The sequence below is a fragment of the Kitasatospora sp. NPDC089509 genome, from assembly GCF_044749365.1.
GTDB lineage: Bacteria > Actinomycetota > Actinomycetes > Streptomycetales > Streptomycetaceae > Kitasatospora.
The window spans coordinates 1-15,732 of the sequence record NZ_JBIVHS010000034.1 but is presented as its reverse complement, the minus strand read 5'-3'; the positions used below and the strand labels follow the sequence as shown (position 1 = coordinate 15,732).

Annotated in this window: 17 protein-coding genes and 1 tRNA gene; 13 read left to right on the top strand and 5 right to left on the bottom strand. The window is 72.1% G+C overall.

Going from position 1 to position 15,732, the window contains the following annotated elements; all coding sequences use genetic code 11:
• Positions 1-20: 20 nt before the first annotated feature.
• A complete protein-coding gene (locus ACIP4P_RS40775; protein WP_400928356.1) occupies positions 21-1,562 on the bottom strand; it encodes an MFS transporter in 1,542 nt (513 codons plus the stop codon).
• Positions 1,563-1,659: 97 nt separating this feature from the next.
• Between ACIP4P_RS40775 and ACIP4P_RS40770 the strand changes: the two genes are divergently transcribed.
• Complete coding sequence (locus tag ACIP4P_RS40770; RefSeq protein ID WP_400928193.1) at positions 1,660-2,712, top strand: helix-turn-helix transcriptional regulator; 1,053 nt, start codon at positions 1,660-1,662, stop codon at positions 2,710-2,712.
• Here the strand turns inward: ACIP4P_RS40770 and ACIP4P_RS40765 are convergent.
• A complete protein-coding gene (locus ACIP4P_RS40765; RefSeq protein WP_350517429.1) occupies positions 2,660-3,178 on the bottom strand; it encodes a YbhB/YbcL family Raf kinase inhibitor-like protein in 519 nt (172 codons plus the stop codon). The genes ACIP4P_RS40770 and ACIP4P_RS40765 overlap by 53 nt on opposite strands.
• Before the next feature lie 105 nt (positions 3,179-3,283).
• On the opposite strand from ACIP4P_RS40765, the gene ACIP4P_RS40760 reads away from it, so the two are divergent.
• Positions 3,284-3,985 carry a rhomboid family intramembrane serine protease gene (locus tag ACIP4P_RS40760; RefSeq protein WP_400928189.1) on the top strand — a complete coding sequence of 234 codons (702 nt, stop codon included), beginning with the start codon at positions 3,284-3,286 and terminating at the stop codon, positions 3,983-3,985.
• Positions 3,986-4,085: 100 nt separating this feature from the next.
• Positions 4,086-5,252: a hypothetical protein gene (locus ACIP4P_RS40755; RefSeq protein WP_400928186.1), complete on the top strand. Its 1,167-nt coding sequence runs from the start codon at positions 4,086-4,088 to the stop codon at positions 5,250-5,252.
• Positions 5,253-5,299: 47 nt separating this feature from the next.
• Here ACIP4P_RS40755 and ACIP4P_RS40750 read toward each other — a convergent pair whose 3' ends face one another.
• Positions 5,300-6,874 (bottom strand): helicase HerA-like domain-containing protein, encoded by a 1,575-nt coding sequence (locus ACIP4P_RS40750; protein ID WP_400928183.1) that lies wholly within the window; start codon positions 6,872-6,874, stop codon positions 5,300-5,302.
• A 220-nt stretch (positions 6,875-7,094) separates the two neighbouring features.
• Between ACIP4P_RS40750 and ACIP4P_RS40745 the strand changes: the two genes are divergently transcribed.
• Together ACIP4P_RS40745 and ACIP4P_RS40740 are read left to right on the top strand one after the other, a co-directional pair.
• Positions 7,095-7,391 carry a type II toxin-antitoxin system VapB family antitoxin gene (locus tag ACIP4P_RS40745; RefSeq protein ID WP_350517433.1) on the top strand — a complete coding sequence of 99 codons (297 nt, stop codon included), beginning with the start codon at positions 7,095-7,097 and terminating at the stop codon, positions 7,389-7,391.
• 282 nt (positions 7,392-7,673) lie between these two features.
• On the top strand, positions 7,674-8,354 hold the full coding sequence (locus ACIP4P_RS40740; protein WP_400928353.1) for a LytR C-terminal domain-containing protein: 681 nt from the start codon (positions 7,674-7,676) through the stop codon (positions 8,352-8,354).
• A 104-nt stretch (positions 8,355-8,458) separates the two neighbouring features.
• Here ACIP4P_RS40740 and upp read toward each other — a convergent pair whose 3' ends face one another.
• Positions 8,459-9,094 (bottom strand): uracil phosphoribosyltransferase, encoded by a 636-nt coding sequence (gene upp / locus ACIP4P_RS40735; protein ID WP_400928179.1) that lies wholly within the window; start codon positions 9,092-9,094, stop codon positions 8,459-8,461.
• A gap of 162 nt (positions 9,095-9,256) precedes the next feature.
• Here upp and ACIP4P_RS40730 point away from each other — a divergent pair, with 162 nt between their 5' ends.
• The 8 genes from ACIP4P_RS40730 (at position 9,257) to ACIP4P_RS40695 (ending at position 14,292) form a co-directional block, all read left to right on the top strand.
• Positions 9,257-9,493 (top strand): hypothetical protein, encoded by a 237-nt coding sequence (locus ACIP4P_RS40730; protein ID WP_350517435.1) that lies wholly within the window; start codon positions 9,257-9,259, stop codon positions 9,491-9,493.
• A 317-nt stretch (positions 9,494-9,810) separates the two neighbouring features.
• Positions 9,811-10,368 carry a tRNA adenosine deaminase-associated protein gene (locus tag ACIP4P_RS40725; RefSeq protein ID WP_350517436.1) on the top strand — a complete coding sequence of 186 codons (558 nt, stop codon included), beginning with the start codon at positions 9,811-9,813 and terminating at the stop codon, positions 10,366-10,368.
• A gap of 50 nt (positions 10,369-10,418) precedes the next feature.
• Positions 10,419-10,946, top strand: coding sequence for a tRNA adenosine(34) deaminase TadA (gene tadA / locus ACIP4P_RS40720; RefSeq protein ID WP_350517437.1), 528 nt, complete (start codon positions 10,419-10,421; stop codon positions 10,944-10,946).
• Positions 10,947-11,013: 67 nt separating this feature from the next.
• A tRNA-Ser gene (locus ACIP4P_RS40715) sits at positions 11,014-11,103 on the top strand.
• Between the two features lie 496 nt (positions 11,104-11,599).
• A complete protein-coding gene (locus ACIP4P_RS40710) occupies positions 11,600-11,764 on the top strand; it encodes a hypothetical protein (protein WP_188304848.1) in 165 nt (54 codons plus the stop codon).
• 12 nt (positions 11,765-11,776) lie between these two features.
• Positions 11,777-12,070 (top strand): Dabb family protein, encoded by a 294-nt coding sequence (locus ACIP4P_RS40705; protein WP_350517438.1) that lies wholly within the window; start codon positions 11,777-11,779, stop codon positions 12,068-12,070.
• A gap of 190 nt (positions 12,071-12,260) precedes the next feature.
• Positions 12,261-13,196, top strand: coding sequence for an RNA polymerase sigma factor SigF (locus ACIP4P_RS40700; protein ID WP_400928172.1), 936 nt, complete (start codon positions 12,261-12,263; stop codon positions 13,194-13,196).
• A gap of 145 nt (positions 13,197-13,341) precedes the next feature.
• Complete coding sequence (locus ACIP4P_RS40695) at positions 13,342-14,292, top strand: RNA polymerase sigma factor SigF (RefSeq protein WP_400928169.1); 951 nt, start codon at positions 13,342-13,344, stop codon at positions 14,290-14,292.
• A 26-nt stretch (positions 14,293-14,318) separates the two neighbouring features.
• Here ACIP4P_RS40695 and ACIP4P_RS40690 read toward each other — a convergent pair whose 3' ends face one another.
• Positions 14,319-15,206 (bottom strand): tyrosine-protein phosphatase, encoded by an 888-nt coding sequence (locus ACIP4P_RS40690; RefSeq protein WP_400928166.1) that lies wholly within the window; start codon positions 15,204-15,206, stop codon positions 14,319-14,321.
• Positions 15,207-15,732 lie beyond the last annotated feature (526 nt).

Genomic DNA, 15,732 nt, shown 5'->3' with positions numbered 1-15,732 from the left:
CCTCGAACACCGGACGGCCCTCAGAGCAGCACGGGCGCCTGCTCCTTGTCGCCCGCCACGACGTCCGAGGAATCCGAAGGCCCGGAAGACTCCGAAGGCTTCGAAGACGCCGAAAGCTCCGAATCCTCCGCAGCCGCCGCGGCCCGCTCGCGCGGCAGCGCGAACATCAGCAGGAACACCGCCAGCAGCACGCCCACGACCCACCACATCGCGTGCACGAAGGCCCCGCCGAAAGCCGTCCCCAGCGCGTCCGGCGCGACCACGTCGTCCATCGCCCCGAAGAAGGCGACCGACACCAGCCCGAGCCCGAGCGCGTTGCCGACCTGCTGCACGGTGTTGATCAGCCCCGAGGCCGACCCGGCGTGCCGGCGCGGCACCTCGGACAGCACCGCGTCGGTGATCGGCGCGACGATCAGCCCCATCCCGAGGCCCATCACCACCAGCGGCAGCGCCATCTGCCAGGACGTGATCGCCGTGCCGTACCGGTGCGCCTCCCAGATGTAGGTGAGCACGCCCGCCGCCATCACCAGCGCGCCGGCCTGGAGCACCTTCCGCCCGAACCGGGGCACCAGCTTCTGCACGGACAGCCCGGCCGCCGTGGAGACGGCGATCGAGAACGGTATGCCGGTGGCGCCGGCCTTGAGCGGGCTCCAGCCCAGCCCGATCTGCATGTAGAGGGTCCAGACCAGGAAGAAGATGCCGAGCGCGACGCCGAAGGCCAGCTGCACGCAGATGCCGGCCGCGAAGCTCTTCACCCGGAACAGCGAGAGCTCGACCAGCGGCGAGCCGTCCCGCCGCGTCTTGGCCTTCTCGTACGCGACGAACAGCGCGAACACGGGCAGGCTGCCGGCCATCGACAGGTAGCCCCAGAGCGGCCAGCCGGCCTCCCGTCCGTGGGTGAGCGGGTAGATCAGCATCAGCAGGCCGAGGCTGGCGAGGGCCATGCCGACCAGGTCCAGCTTGAGCGCGTGCTCGGCCTTGGACTCGTCGATGAAGCGGCGGCCGAGCAGCAGGCCGGCGATGCCGACCGGCAGGTTGATCAGGAAGATCGGGCGCCACTCCAGGCCCAGCAGGTTCCACTCGGTAAGCAGCGCGCCGATCATCGGACCGGACACCGCGCCCAGCCCGACCACCGCGCCGAACATCCCGAACACCTTGCCGCGCTCCTCGGCCGGGAAGGTCGCGTGGATGATCGACAGCACCTGCGGCACCATGAGGGCCGCCGTCAGGCCCTGGAGGATCCGCATCGCGACCAGCATCTCCGGGCCGGAGGCCAGCCCGCACAGCGCGGAGGCCAGCGTGAAGCCGCCGATCCCCAGCAGGAACACCCGCTTGCGGCCGTGGATGTCGCCGAGCCGCCCGCCGGTGATCAGACCGATCGCGAAGGCCAGCGCATAGCCGCCGGTGACCCACTGGATGGCGCTGAACGAGGCGCCGGTGTCCTGCTGGATGCTCGGGATGGCAATGTTGACGATGGTGACGTCCACCAGGTCCATGAAGGAGGCGACCATCACGATCGCCAGCGCGATCCACCTCCGCCGGTCGGCTCCCGCCGTAGTCATGCCGTTCTCCTCGCTGGTCCGCTGCTTCTGCACCCGGAGAACGGTACGGGGCATGTAGGTCAGGACCTGTCCCAGTTGGTCCGGCATGCTGGACGGCATGACCGACACCCCGGCCCGGCTGCTGAACCTGCTCTCCCTGCTGCAGACCCCGCGCGAGTGGCCCGGCAGCGAACTCGCCGAACGGCTCGGCGTCAGCCCGCGCACCATCCGCCGCGACGTCGACCGGCTGCGCGACCTCGGCTACCCGGTGCAGGCCACCATGGGCGCGGTCGGCGGCTACCGGCTGGTCGCGGGCACCGCGATGCCGCCGCTGCTGCTGGACGACGAGGAGGCGGTGGCCATCGCGGTCGGCCTGCGGGCGGCCGCCGGGCACGCCGTGGTCGGCATCGAGGAGGCCTCGGTACGGGCGCTCGGCAAACTGCTCCAGGTGCTGCCCGGCCGGCTGCGGCACCGGGTCGGCACCCTCAACAACGCCACCGTGCCGCTGCTCACCGGGGACGGCCCGACCGTCGACCCGGAGCTCCTCACCCTGCTGGCCGGCGCCGTCACCAACCACGAGCGGCTGCGCTTCGCCTACCGGGCCCGCGACGGCGCCGAGACCCGCCGCAACGTCGAACCCGAGCGCCTGGTCTCCACCGGCCGCCGCTGGTACCTGATCGGCTACGACCTGGACCGCGAGGACTGGCGGCTGTTCCGGGTCGACCGGATCACCGAGCCCTTCGCCACCGGCGCCCGCTTCACCCCGCGTCCGCTCCCGGCCGAGGACGCCGCCACCTTCGTGGCCAACCGGCTGCGCCGCTCGCCGACCCGCTCCATGGTCGCCACCGTCCACCGCCCCGCCGCCGAGGTCGACGGCTGGATGCCCTGGACCGGCGAGTACGAGATCGAGCCGATCGACGACCACAGCTGCCGGCTGCGCGCCCGCGCGGACTCGGTGAAGTGGATGGCCGCCGGACTGCTCATGCTGGACTGCGACTTCGAGGTCCACGAACCCCCGGAGCTGCGCGAACACCTGCGCACAGTGGCGACGAGGGCCCGGCACGCCGCGGCGAGCGACGGCCGGGCCCCCACCGAACCGGCCGGGCCATCGGAAAAGGTCAGACCCCGTACTCGCCGGTCAGCAGCGCCCGACCCAGGGTGTGGAAGGTGAGGTTGAAGCCCACCTGGGCCGCCGGGGTGTCGGCGGTGACGTCCAGCTTCTCCACGTCCAGCGCGTGCACCGCGAACACGTACCGGTGCGGGGCACCGGGCGGCGGGGCGGCACCGTCGTACTTGTTGCCGGGGAAGTCGGTGCGCCCGTGGAAGGAGGCCGCGCCCGGCAGGGTGTCGTCGGACGAACCGGCGCCGCGCGGCAGTTCGACGGTGTCGGCGGGCAGGTTCAGGGCCAGCCAGTGCCACCAGCCGGAGCCGGTCGGCGCGTCCGGGTCGTAGCAGGTGACGGCGATGCCCCGGGTACCCTCCGGCAGGTCCGACCAGGCCAGCTGCGGCGAGAGGTTGCCACCGGCGTGGATGAACTCCTCGCCCAGCGTGCCGCCTTCGGCGAAGTCCCGGCTGCTCAACGGGAAGGACGGCACCTGCGGCAGGAACTCGTACGGCAACGGCGGACGAACACTCATGGGGTGCACCTCTCACGGTCGGAATGACACCGGTCACTGTAGTTGGGGCAACCGGTCACCGCCCGGGGTGCACGTCCGGCCCGGACGCCCCTTACAGTCGGAGCCATGGCCTCGACATTCGCCCGGTTGCTCTCGGACTCCCGCCGCGCGCTGTTCACCATGCTCGGGATCCAGGCCGTCATCTGGTCCGTGCAGGTGGTGAACTGGCTGGACGACTACGACCTGTCCCGGGAGTACGGCCTGCGCGGGGAGCGAATGGAGGACCTGCCCGAGATGTTCACCATGCCGTTCCTGCACTTCAGTTGGGACCACATCGTGGCCAACTCCTGGCCGCTGTTCGTGCTCGGCTTCCTGGCCGCCTACCGGGGCATGCGGAAGTTCCTGCTGGCCAGCCTGGTGATCACGGTCTCCGGCGGGCTGCTGGTCTGGCTGCTGGAGAGCCCGAACACCGTGACGGCCGGGGCGAGCGGCATGGTCTACGGCTACCTCGGTTACGTGGTGCTGCGCGGGGTCCTCGACCGCAACCTGCTGGACGCGGTCGTCGGCCTGGGCGTCGCCGCGGTCTACTGGACGATCCTGATCGGCGTGCTGCCGATCGCCCACGGCGTCAGCTGGCTGGGCCACCTCGGCGGACTGATCGGCGGACTGGCCGCCGCCGTCCTGCTCCGCGACCCGAAGACGGCGAAGACTGCGAAGACGGCGGACACGGCGGACACGGTGCGGCCGGCGTCCGCACCCGCCCCGGCCCCCAGCCCGGGCAGCCCGAACGCCGCCCTGCTCAAGGAGCTCGACGACCTGGGCCTCTAGCTCAGTCCGAGCAGGCCGGCCGGGCGAGCCAGGTATAGACCATTCCCACCCCTGCGGCTAGCGTGAGCGACGCACCTTCCCCCAGCTCCGGAGCCGCACCGTGGAGTCGTCCGTCCTCGCCTTCGCCACCGACCTGCTCGACGAGGGCGCCGACACCTTCTTCGGCAACCTCACCGACCGGGCCGGCGTCGGCGGCGTCACCCTGGCCTCCGTCTACCACGAGGCCCGCGACGTCTTCCCGCACAACCCCCGCCGGGTGATCCGCTACCTGGAGCCCGGTGCCGCCTACTTCCGCCCGGACCCGGCCCGCTGGGCCGGCCGCCGGCTCGCCCCGGCGCCGTCCGGCGCGATCGGCGACCGCGACCCCTTCGCCGAGGCCGCCGCCGAGGCCGGCCGCCGGGGTCTGAAGCTGCACGCCTGGACGGTGTTCTGCCACAACGACCGGCTCGGCTTCGCCCACCCCGACTGCGCCCCGGCGAACGCCTTCGGCGACCGCCACCTCACCGAGCTCTGCCCGGCCCACCCGGAGGTCCGCGAGTACGCGCTGACCCTGGTCGAGGAGCTGGCCCGGTACGGCGTGGACGCGATCCGCGCCGAGTCCCTGCACTTCCACGGCCTGCGCCACGGCTACCACCACGAGCGCTACTTCGAGGAACTGGGCCCGATCACCGAGGCCCTGCTCGGCGTCTGCTTCTGCCCGCACTGCCGCGCCGCCGCCGACCGCGCGGGCGTCCCGGCCGACGGGGTCGCCGAGGCGGTCCGGACCGAACTGCGCCGCCGCCTCGCCGACGAGACCGCCGCCGCCGAGCCCGCCGACCTGAGCACCTTGGCCGACGGCGCCTTCGCCGCCTACCTGGACGCCTCCGCCGCCACCGTCACCGCGCTCACCGCCGACCTCACCGAACAGGCCCACCGGCACGGCCTGCGGCTGAGCTTCATGGACGGCGGCGGCCCCGGCAAGGGCTGGCTCTCCGGCATCGACCTGCCCGCCCTCGCCGGGGCCGCCGACCAGATCGAGACCCTCGGCTACGCGAAGACCCCGGAGGCCGTCCGGGAGAAGCTCGCCGCCTTCGCCCTGCACGGCGTCCGCCCGGAGCGGATGGCGGTCATCCTGCGCCCGATGGCCTCGGACTGCGACGGCCCGGAGAACCTCGCCGCCAAGATCGCCGTGCTGCGCGAACTCGGCGTACCCGAGGTCGAGTTCTACAACTACGGGCTGATGCGACTGTCCTCGCTCGACCGGATCGGCGCCGCCCTCACCGCCTGAGCCACGCCCGCCGCCCGCATCACCACGCCCGCATCACCACGCCCGCGTCACCGCCGCCGCTTGGACGTCCCGAACAGGCTGCGCGAGATCTCCTGCCCGAGCTGCTTCCCGGCCGAGCGGGCGAAGGACTTCACGGTCGGGTTGCTGAGCAGCGACCCCAGCAGCCCGCCCGCCCCCTTCGGCTCCTCCCGCCTCGGCGCCGACTCCCGCCGAGGCGCCGGCTCCCGCTGCGGCGCCGGGGGCTCGACCGGCACGGCGTCCGGCCGGGGCGCCCGCGCCGCCAGCTTCTCGTACGCCGACTCCCGGTCGATCGCGTCCCGGTAGCGCGCCGTCAGCGGCGAGGCGTCCACGGCCGCCTGCAGCGCGCCCGCCTCGATCGGCCCCATCAGCGACTGCGGCGCCCGCAGCCGGGTGGCCGCCACCGGCGTCGGTGCGCCCTTCTCGGAGAGCACGGTCACCACGGCCTCGCCGGTCCCCAGGGAGGTGAGCACCGCGCTGAGGTCGTAGGAGGAACGCGGGAAGGTCGAGACGGTGGCCTTGAGCGCCTTGGCGTCGTCCGGGGTGAAGGCGCGCAGCGCGTGCTGCACCCGGTTGCCCAACTGGGCGAGCACCTCGGCCGGGACGTCCCGCGGCGTCTGGGTCACGAAGAAGATCCCGACGGCCTTGGAGCGGATCAGCCGCACGGTCTGGGTGATCGCCTCCAGGAAGGCCTTGGAGCCGCCCTTGAACAGCAGGTGCGCCTCGTCGAAGAAGAACACCAGCTTGGGCCGGTCGAGGTCGCCGACCTCGGGCAGCTCCTGGTACAGGTCGGCGAGCAGCCACATCAGGAAGGTGGAGAACAGCCGCGGCCGGTCCTGGACGGCGGGCAGTTCCAGCACCGAGACCACGCCCCGGCCGTCCGGGGTGGTCCGCAGCAGTTCGGCGGTGTCGAACTCGGGCTCGCCGAAGAAGGCCCCGGCGCCCTCGTTCTCCAGCACGGTCAGCGCCCGCAGGATCACCCCGGCGGTGGCGGCGGAGAGGCCGCCGATGGTGCGCAGTTCCTCCTTGCCCTCGGGCGAGGTGAGGTGGCCGATGACGGCGGTGAGGTCCTTGAGGTCGTAGAGCTCCAGGCCCTGGCGGTCGGCGTAGTGGAAGACCAGGCTGAGCGAGGACTCCTGGGTCTCGTTCAGGTCCAGCACCTTGGCGAGCAGCAGCGGCCCGAAGCTGGTGACGGTGGCCCGGATCGGGATGCCCGTGCCCTGTCCGCCGAGCGAGTAGAACTCGACCGGGCAGCCCTGCGGCGTCCACTGCTGCCCGACCTCGGCGGCCCGGGCCGAGGTCCGGTCGCTGACGGCGCCGGGCGCGCCGATGCCGGAGACGTCCCCCTTGATGTCGGCGAGGAACACCGGCACGCCCTGCGCGGAGAGCTGTTCGGCGATCAGCTGGAGGGTCTTGGTCTTCCCGGTGCCGGTGGCCCCGGCGACCAGTCCGTGCCGGTTGAGCACCGCGAGCGGGATGCGCACCTGGGCGTCGGGGTAGGCGGTGCCGTCCAGCAGCACCGCGCCGAGGTCGAGCGCGGGCCCGGTGAAGGCGTACCCGTCGGCGATCTCCCGGACGGTCGGCGGGGTGAGGGCGGAGTCCATCGGTGCACGCTCCTGAAACGGATCGCCGGACGGGATCGGCGGTCGGGATCGCCGAACGGGATCGGCGGTCGGATGCCGGTCCTGAACCCGGCCGGGACCGGCCGATGTTCACGACATTTCCCATCAAACAGCCGCAATCGCCCACCCGCAGCTCGCACCCGTGCGCGTGGCGGCGCACCGGCTGCTGCGCCACGCACCGTCCGAACGGTAGGCTTTCCGTGTGATCTTCAAGCGCATCGGCAATGGGCGGCCGTACCCGGATCACGGCCGGATGAGCACCCGACAGTGGGCTGACGTCGCCCCACGCCCGGTGCGGCTCGACCAGCTGGTGACCACCAAGGGCCAGCTCGACCTGGAAACCCTGTTGGCGGAGGACTCGACCTTCTACGGGGACCTCTTCGCCCACGTGGTCAAGTGGCACGGCGACCTCTACCTGGAGGACGGGCTGCACCGGGCCGTACGGGCCGCGCTGCAGCAGCGCCAGGTGCTGCACGCCCGTGTCCTCGAAATGGACTGACGGTCGCACCGGACGCCTTCGGACCCAGCCGGACGACCCCCGGATGTCCCCCGGACCGCTCCCCGCCACCCGGCGGAGGGCGGTCCCGGCGTACCCGGGTACCCCCTTTCGGGTACCGGGGTACTCCAGATGATGATCGTTTAGTACCTTCACAGCTGTCCGGCACTACGCTGCTGACTACGGCCGCGACCAGGGGATCCGCCCGCACCTGGGGGATCTCCCTGCCCGGCCCTCCCGTCACTCCGACCCCGCCCCGGCACGAGGGGGAGACAGACCGTGAGCATGTTGACTCCCCAAGGCCTCAAGGGGAAGCAGTACCGCGTCACCGGCAACGCCTACCCGCGGCTGGGCCGCCCCCCGAAGAAGAGCCGCAAGGTGATCGCCGCACTCGCGGCCGTGCTCGCCCTGGCCCTGATCGGCCTCGGCGGCGTGCAGCTGTACGACATCTTCCGCGGCAAGGACAAGAACGCCGCCGCCCAGGCCTGCGCCACCCCGTCCGGCAAGGCGCTGGCCGCCCCGACCCCCGGCGCCACTCCGGGCGCCCCCGCGGCCTCCGGCGCGCCCGCCGCCGCGGTCGACCCGCACGCGGTGCCGCAGCCCTCGGCCGTCACGGTGAACGTCTACAACGCCACCACCAAGGCCGGCCTGGCCGGGCGGACCGCCGACGAGCTGAAGAAGCGCGGCTTCACCATCGGCAAGGTCGGCAACGCGCCCGCCGAGCTGGACAAGAAGGTGCCCGGCACCGCCCAGGTGATCGCCGGCCCGACCGGCGCCGCCGCCGGCACCCTGGTCGGCGCGCAGATCGCCGGAGCCACCGTCACCGCCGACGCCCGCGCGGACACCAGCGTGGACTTCGTGATCGGCGACAGCTACAACGCCCTGCTGGACGAGACCCAGGCGGCCGCCGCCCTCGCCCTGGCGATCAAGCCCTCGCCCGCCCCGAGCACCACCGGCAGCTGCTAGGTCCGGTCCGGCCCCCGGAACAGGACAAGCCGGAACAGGACAAGAGGAGAGCCCCCGGCAGACGCAGCGCCGGGGGCTCTCGGACGTTCTCGGGGGAAGGGTGATCAGCCGGCCGTGCCGTACAGCCGGTCGCCCGCGTCGCCCAGGCCGGGGACGATGTAGCCGTTCTCGTTCAGCCGCTCGTCCAGCGCGGCGGTGACCACGGTGACCGGCAGGTCGGCCAGCTCGCGCCGGACCACCTCGACGCCCTCCGGCGCCGCCAGCAGCACGACGGCGGTGACGTCGGTGGCACCGCGCTCGATCAGCGTCTTGATCGCGGCGACCAGGGTGCCGCCGGTGGCCAGCATCGGGTCGAGCACGTAGACCTGGCGGCCGGACAGGTCGTCGGGCATCCGGGTGGCGTACGTGGAGGCCTCCAGGGTCTCCTCGTTGCGCACCATGCCGAGGAAGCCGACCTCGGCGGTCGGCAGCAGACGGGTCATCCCGTCGAGCATGCCGAGACCGGCCCGCAGGATCGGGACGACCAGCGGACGCGGGTAGCTGAGCCGGGTGCCGGTCGTGACCGCCACGGGGGTGGTGATCTCCACCTCGTCGGTGCGGACGTCCCGGGTGGCCTCGTACGCGAGGAGGGTCACCAGCTCGTCGGTCAGGCGACGGAAGGTCGGCGAGTCGGTGCGCTCGTCGCGCAGGGTGGAGAGCTTGTGGGCGACCAGGGGGTGGTCGACGACGTGGAGACGCATGTACCGAGGTTAGCCCGGTCCTGGACGCCTGTACGACACGCCGTGCCAGGCCGCCCACCGGCCGCTGTCATCTTTCGGTGACACGCCGTGACAGTCGGGGAATGTCCGGACGGAACCGTTTGCTGTGGTATCAACCCGGCCGTTCTGGGAATGTCACGTCTTATGACGAGCAACCCGAAGGCCGGGGACGGCTCGGCGGACGAGCCGGTCGACGGGGCGGCGCTCCGCGCCGGGCCTCCGCAGGACCCCCCGGAGACCGAGTCGGACCGCCGCAAGCGGCGGGCCGTCTTCCTGCGCGAGCTCGCCGAGGCCCGGGAGCTCAGGGAGCGGGTCCAGCCCCGGAGGACCAAGGAGCGGCGGATGCGCGAGGCGATGCGGATGCGGACCTTCCGGATCTGACCCGCTCCGACCCGCCCGGTGCCGACCCGGCACCACCGCACCCCGACACCACCGCACCCCGGCCCCGTCAAGACCCCACGGCGAATCCGACAGGCGTTCGGGACAAAATTCGACCGGCGCCGGACGGCCCCGACCCGGTTCCGCCGTCCGCCACCCGGCCCTTCCGACACGACCTGCAAAGACGCGCTGCCGAACACCCCCCGCGAGGGCGGGCTTTCTGTCACGATTCCGATGGGACGGTCCGAACAAGCGGACCGCCTCTGGCGCGGGGGCGGCCAGAGTTCCGCGTCGCCCGAGCGCGCCGACAGCCGAGACCGATGATCTTGGGAGTGTCCCTGGTGGCGTACTTCGCTGCAGTGCTTGCTCGCACCGAGGACGGGTGGGATGTGAGCGAGACGGAACTCGACGACGTCGAAACCCTGGCCGATCTGGCCGACCTGGCCCGCGGCGCCGCACAGGACGACGACAGCGTCCTGATCTTCATCGAACAGGAGGACTCCTGGTTCGCCATCGTCCGGGTGGACGGTGAGGACGACCCGCGGATCTTCGTGTCGGACGGCGCCGCCGCCGCCCGCAGCTCCTACGGCTCCGTCCTCACCGACGAGCTGGTCGACCAGGCCGGCGAGAGCGAGTTCGGCGACCTGGACCACCTGCTGGACGAGGACGCGGAGACCGAGGAGCAGGACGAGGAGGACGCGGACGCCCACGGCAGCGTCCCGGTCGGCCCGCTGGGCGACGCCCACCTGCTCACCGAGTTCGGCCTGGCCGCCGACGAACTGCTCGGCCTCAGCGGCGAGGGCGCGGTGCCGGGCGACGCCCTGGAGGAGATCGCCGAGGCCCTGGGCTGCGGCGAGGTCCTGGAAGCGGTCCGGTAGCGGCACCGCTCGCACCGGTGTCCGCCACCGGATGCCCGACACTGGATGCCATGCAGCCCGCATCCACCCCGTTGACCGTCCCGCACGTCCCCCCGCTGCCCGCCCCCGTCCGCCCCGACCCGGTCCGCGACCGCTGGGCGGCGCCGATGCGCCTCGCCATCGCCGAGGCCGCCCTGGCGCCGGCCACCGGGGACGTCCCGGTCGGGGCGCTCGTCCTGGGCCCGGACGGCGAGGTGATCGGGCGCGGCCACAACGAGCGCGAGGCGGTCGGCGACCCGACCGCGCACGCCGAGGTGGTCGCGATCCGGCAGGCGGCCGAGAAGACCGGCGAATGGCGGCTCAGCGGCTGCACCCTGGTGGTCACCCTGGAGCCCTGCACGATGTGCGCCGGCGCCATCGTGCTGTCCCGGATCGACCGGGTGGTCTACGGCGCCCTCGACGAGAAGGCCGGCGCGGCCGGCTCGCTCTTCGACGTGATGCGCGACCGCCGGCTCAACCACCGGCCCGAGGTGATCTGGGGCGTGCTCGCCGAGGAGTGCGGCGCGCAGCTGCGCGCCTTCTTCGACACCCACCGCTGAGTCCCCGGCGACGGCCCTCCCGATACGGATTTCGTGACCGCGCCACCCGTCCGGTAGAGTTCCCCTCGGTAGCGTGTCCGAGCGGCCAAAGGAGCACGCCTCGAAAGCGTGTGTGGGGGCAACTCCACCGTGGGTTCGAATCCCACCGCTACCGCCAGCAAGCCCGAGAGCCCGTCCGATCCGGACGGGCTCTCGGCGTTTCCGCGCACCCCGGCGCGTCCCCGACGCACCGTCGAAGGCGTGCGGGACACCGCGGACCCGACCCCGGGCACGAAAGAGGCCCCGTACTCCGGGCCGATGACCACCGTGCCCGGCTCGTACGGAGCCTTGGAGGGGGAGCGGCTCGGGGGACTGACCGCTCCCCGGTCGAAGTCCCACAACCGGCGTCGCGTGGGGGGGAAGCCGCGACGACCGGTCCCACAGCGGGGACTCCGGATCCACCTGCCGGGGATTCCTGCCAGATCCTCGGCACGTGTTCCATCCTGCCGCCCGGGCCTCCGCGGGGCATCCGGAGAAAGGCCCCACTCGCGGGGACCTTCGTCCCGCCGGGCGAACGCGTCGCACACTTGATAGCCCGTCCGGTGGATAAGCTGCCCTGCAGGGCCGCTCGGGGACCCGGATGACGGCGGCCCACCGCAGGGAGGAAGGTCACGATGGCGCAGGCGAAGAAGATCGGCATGGCCCTCCTGCTCATCTTCGTGCTCTACTCGATCATCACCTCGCCGGCCCGGTCCGCCGAACTCGTCCAGCTGGGCTTCGAGGGCATCTCGAACGCGGCCAAGGCGGTCGGCACCTTCATGACCGGTCTGATCAAGTAAGGAGCGGCATTCGTGATCCGCCATCTGGTCCTGTTCAAGCTCAACGAGGGCGTCGCCAAGGACGAGCCGCGCGTGCTCGCCGGCGCCAAGGCGTTCGCCGAGCTGGGCTCGCTCATCCCCGAGCTGCGCGAGTGGGAGTCCGGCTGGAACACCACCGAGCGCGACATCGCGTACGACTACGCGATCAACAGCCTGGTCGAGGACGGTACCGCCCTCCAGGCGTACCTGACCCACCCCGCGCACCAGGCCGCGGCCGGCCAGTGGCGCGAGTTCGCGACCTGGGTGATCGCCGACATCGAGGTCTGAGCGACCCTCCCCCCTCGCGGCCGTCCCCCGGACGGCCCGCGCCCGCCCCGTCCGACTCCCGGGCGGGGCGTCTTGGTCCGCCCGGGAACGACCCTTGCGGCGCCTCGCCGACCGGCTGCCCGCGGCCCGCGCACCCCATCAACACACCTCCACCGGGTGCTTGCCCGACCTGCGCCCACCTTGTGATGCTATGACCGGTTTTGCCGGACATGGCGAGGTGCGAACCAGCCGCGACACCCGATCCGCAGGGCCCGCCGTTGTCGACTTTGGGAGGGGTGACGTGTCCGTGGACGAGGTGTTGGCTGCGATCATCAGCCCGGCCGGCGAGCTCCGCCCGGACGGACTTCGCGGCCCCGGCGGCCGGCCCGTCGTGGACGTCCGGACGCTCACCCGGGTGCTGTTCGAGCGGCTCTCCGAGCTGCCCCCGGACGCCCCCGAGCGGGAGCGGGTCCGGGCCGCCCTGATCGAGGTGAACATCCCGCTGGTCCGCTACGCGGCCACCCGCTTCCGCAGCCGCAGCGAACCAATGGAGGACGTCGTCCAGGTCGGCACCATCGGCCTGATCAACGCGATCGACCGCTTCGACCCGACCCGGGGCGTCCAGTTCCCCACCTACGCGCTGCCGACCATCCTGGGCGAGATCAAGCGCTACTTCCGGGACAACGTGCGCACCATGCACGTCCCGCGCCGCCTCCAGGAGCTGTGGGTCCAGGTCAGCGGCGCCATGGAGGAGCTGACGGTGCTGCACGGCCGGGCCCCCAAGGTGCCCGAGATCGCCGCCAGCCTGCGGATCCCCGAGGAGGACGTCCGGGCCTGCCTGGACGCCGGGCGGGCCTACAACGCGGCCTCCCTGGAGGCCGCCCAGGAGCACGAGGGCGGCCTCGCCCTGCTGGACCGGCTCGGCTACGAGGACGCCGCGCTGGCGGAGGTCGAGCACCGCGACATGGTCCGCCACCTGCTGGTCCAACTCCCCGAGCGGGAGCGGCGGATCGTGATGCTGCGGTTCTTCGCCAACCTCACCCAGTCGCAGATCAGCACCGAGCTGGGGATGTCCCAGATGCACGTCTCCCGGCTGCTCTCCCGGATCCTGACCAGGCTTCGGACCGGCAACTCCTGGGAAGAGTGAGGTTGCAGCGCGTTACCCCCGCGTGACATCTTGCGACGTTCGGGTTTGCCGTGCACCGTGTTCCGGTATGGAGGGGGTTGGGCCTCCGCCGGGAACCTCCGCGCGAAGGCCCCCGTTCAATTGTCAGTCACAAGGGGGTGGGTGCATGTCCGGAGAGCTGGGCACTGCGGAGATCCACGCTGGTCAGGCCAAGGGTACGGCGGTCGCCGAGGACCGGATCCCGCTCCAGCGGGCCACGTCGCTCGAACGGCCCGACACCGGGACACCCGGCCAGGGGGCAGCCGACCCGGGGACACCCGGCCCGGGGGCGTCCGCCGGGGCACCGCCCGGCGCCGGGCTGGACACCCGGACGCTCTCCCGCTCGCTGTTCCTGCGGCTGGCCGCGCTGGAGCCCGGCAGCGCGGAGCACACCTATGTCCGCGACACCCTGATCGAGCTCAACCTGCCGCTGGTCCGGTACGCCTCGGCGCGCTTCCGCAGCCGCAACGAGCCGATGGAGGACATCGTCCAGGTCGGCACCATCGGCCTGATCAAGGCGATCGACCGCTTCGACCCGGAGCGCGGGGTGGAGTTCCCCACCTTCGCGATGCCCACCGTGGTCGGCGAGATCAAGCGCTTCTTCCGGGACACCAGCTGGTCGGTCCGGGTGCCCCGGCGGCTCCAGGAACTGCGGCTGGCGCTCACCAAGGCCGGTGACGAACTGTCCCAACGGCTGGACCGCTCCCCCACCGTGGCCGAGCTGGCCGTCTGCCTCGGGGTCAGCGAGGAGGACGTGGTCGAGGGCCTCGCGGTGGGCAACGCCTACACCGCCAGCTCGCTGGACTCCAGCCCCGGCGAGGAGGACAGCGACGGCCCGCTGGCCGAGCGCCTCGGCTACGAGGACCTCGCGCTGGAGGGCGTGGAGTACCGGGAGTCACTGAAGCCGCTGCTGGCCAAACTTCCGCCGCGCGAGCGCCGGATCATCATGCTGCGGTTCTTCGGCAACCTCACCCAGTCGCAGATCGGCGAGGAGATCGGGATCTCCCAGATGCACGTCTCCCGGCTGCTCACCCGGACGCTGACCCAGCTCCGCGCCGGGCTGATCAACGAGGGCTGATCAACGAGGGCCGACCGCCGCCCGGATCAACTGCCGTCGTCCGCCAGGAGGTTGGCGCGCAGTCCGGCCAGCACCCGCTCGTCCAGCCCGAGCCCCTCCCGCCAGAACGCGTCGAAGCCGTCCCAGCCGGCCTCGACCTCCGCGAAGGCCGCGTCCAGATAGTCGCGGTCGGCCCGGAAGACCGGCAGGAGGAGCTCGGGCTCGCGCATCAGGCCGCGGCCGCGGAAGTCCGCCAGCACCCGGTCGACCACCGGGGCGGCGCGCTCGTTGGTGAGCAGGTAGTCGGCGAACACCGTCGCGCGGTCCACGCCCAGGGCGGTCAGCACCAGCGCCGCCGCCCAGCCGGTGCGGTCCTTGCCGGCCGAGCAGTGGAACAGCAGCGGCACGCCGTCCGGATCGGCCAGCAGCCGCAGCAGGGCGGCGAATTGCTCCCGGGCCGCCGGGTCGGTGACGAACCAGCGGTAGAGACCGGTCATCATGGCGGCCGCCCGGCCGTCCCCGAGCAGCTCGCGCTGGCGGTCCGGGCTGCGCTCGGCCAGCGCGCCGCGCAGCGTCAGGTGGATGTCGAAGTCCGTTGCCAGCAGTGGGAGATGGTGGGTGGCAACGCCGTCCGGCAGCCGGTCCGGACCGGCCTCGCGGATCTCCTCGGGGCTGCGCAGGTCGACCACCGCGCGCAGTCCGAGCGCGCCCAGCGGGTCGAGGTCCTCGGCCGTGACGTGGTTCAGGCCATCGCTGCGGAGCACCGCTCCGGCGCGGACCGCCCGGCCGTCGGCCGTCCGGTACCCGCCCAGGTCCCGGGCGTTGACCGCACCGCGCAGACCGAGACTGCGCCCGACCAGGACCGTTCCGTCCGCCGTCGGGAAGGCATTCCGCGGGCCCCCGATTCGCTCGGACGCGATCTGACGATCGGCCACTCGTGCGCCTCCATTGCATATTCGGACTGTCACATGGCACAGCGGTGCCCGATATTGCATGAACCTGCCCATTGGCGCGGCAGGATGTGCAAGAGTGTCATGTCGCAACGACGACAGTGTAGGTGCCCAGCCCTTCGGCGCGGGCCGCAGAGTCGGTAACCACGAGTAGCGGTCGGCTTCCGGTTTTTCATTTTCAATTCATTATTTGCGCGGGCGGTCCGGTTACGGTCACAATCAGCGCCTCCATGGCTTCACCATGAACGTTGGTAACAGGTTCGCTGCACTCTCGCCCAATTGGTCCCTCGCACCGCCGACCCTCGACCAGGATGGGCGCCGGGCAGCCTGCTGCCCGCGAACAGCTACACGGGCAGGCGAGCGCCGAGCAGTGCGGTGCCTGTCCCAAGGGGAGGATCAGAACATGGGTCGAGCGACCCGAAGAGTTGCCGCTTGCGCAGCGGCAGTTCTGCTGGCCAGTGGCCTGCAGATCACCCTGGCCCACGGCGACACCACGTCGGCGCCCAGGATC

What these genes read in the sequence shown, in the direction of transcription:
- tadA (WP_350517437.1), top strand. Translation starts at nt 10,419, where the DNA reads ATGCAGCCCGCATCCACCCCGTTGACCGTCCCGCACGTCCCCCCGCTG.
- ACIP4P_RS40695 (WP_400928169.1), top strand. Translation starts at nt 13,342, where the DNA reads ATGTCCGGAGAGCTGGGCACTGCGGAGATCCACGCTGGTCAGGCCAAG.
- ACIP4P_RS40770 (WP_400928193.1), top strand. Translation starts at nt 1,660, where the DNA reads ATGACCGACACCCCGGCCCGGCTGCTGAACCTGCTCTCCCTGCTGCAG.
- ACIP4P_RS40730 (WP_350517435.1), top strand. Translation starts at nt 9,257, where the DNA reads ATGACGAGCAACCCGAAGGCCGGGGACGGCTCGGCGGACGAGCCGGTC.
- ACIP4P_RS40700 (WP_400928172.1), top strand. Translation starts at nt 12,261, where the DNA reads ATGACCGGTTTTGCCGGACATGGCGAGGTGCGAACCAGCCGCGACACC.
- ACIP4P_RS40760 (WP_400928189.1), top strand. Translation starts at nt 3,284, where the DNA reads ATGGCCTCGACATTCGCCCGGTTGCTCTCGGACTCCCGCCGCGCGCTG.
- ACIP4P_RS40775 (WP_400928356.1), bottom strand. Translation starts at nt 1,562, where the DNA reads ATGACTACGGCGGGAGCCGACCGGCGGAGGTGGATCGCGCTGGCGATC.
- ACIP4P_RS40750 (WP_400928183.1), bottom strand. Translation starts at nt 6,874, where the DNA reads ATGGACTCCGCCCTCACCCCGCCGACCGTCCGGGAGATCGCCGACGGG.
- ACIP4P_RS40740 (WP_400928353.1), top strand. Translation starts at nt 7,674, where the DNA reads ATGTTGACTCCCCAAGGCCTCAAGGGGAAGCAGTACCGCGTCACCGGC.
- ACIP4P_RS40710 (WP_188304848.1), top strand. Translation starts at nt 11,600, where the DNA reads ATGGCGCAGGCGAAGAAGATCGGCATGGCCCTCCTGCTCATCTTCGTG.
- upp (WP_400928179.1), bottom strand. Translation starts at nt 9,094, where the DNA reads ATGCGTCTCCACGTCGTCGACCACCCCCTGGTCGCCCACAAGCTCTCC.
- ACIP4P_RS40765 (WP_350517429.1), bottom strand. Translation starts at nt 3,178, where the DNA reads ATGAGTGTTCGTCCGCCGTTGCCGTACGAGTTCCTGCCGCAGGTGCCG.
- ACIP4P_RS40725 (WP_350517436.1), top strand. Translation starts at nt 9,811, where the DNA reads ATGATCTTGGGAGTGTCCCTGGTGGCGTACTTCGCTGCAGTGCTTGCT.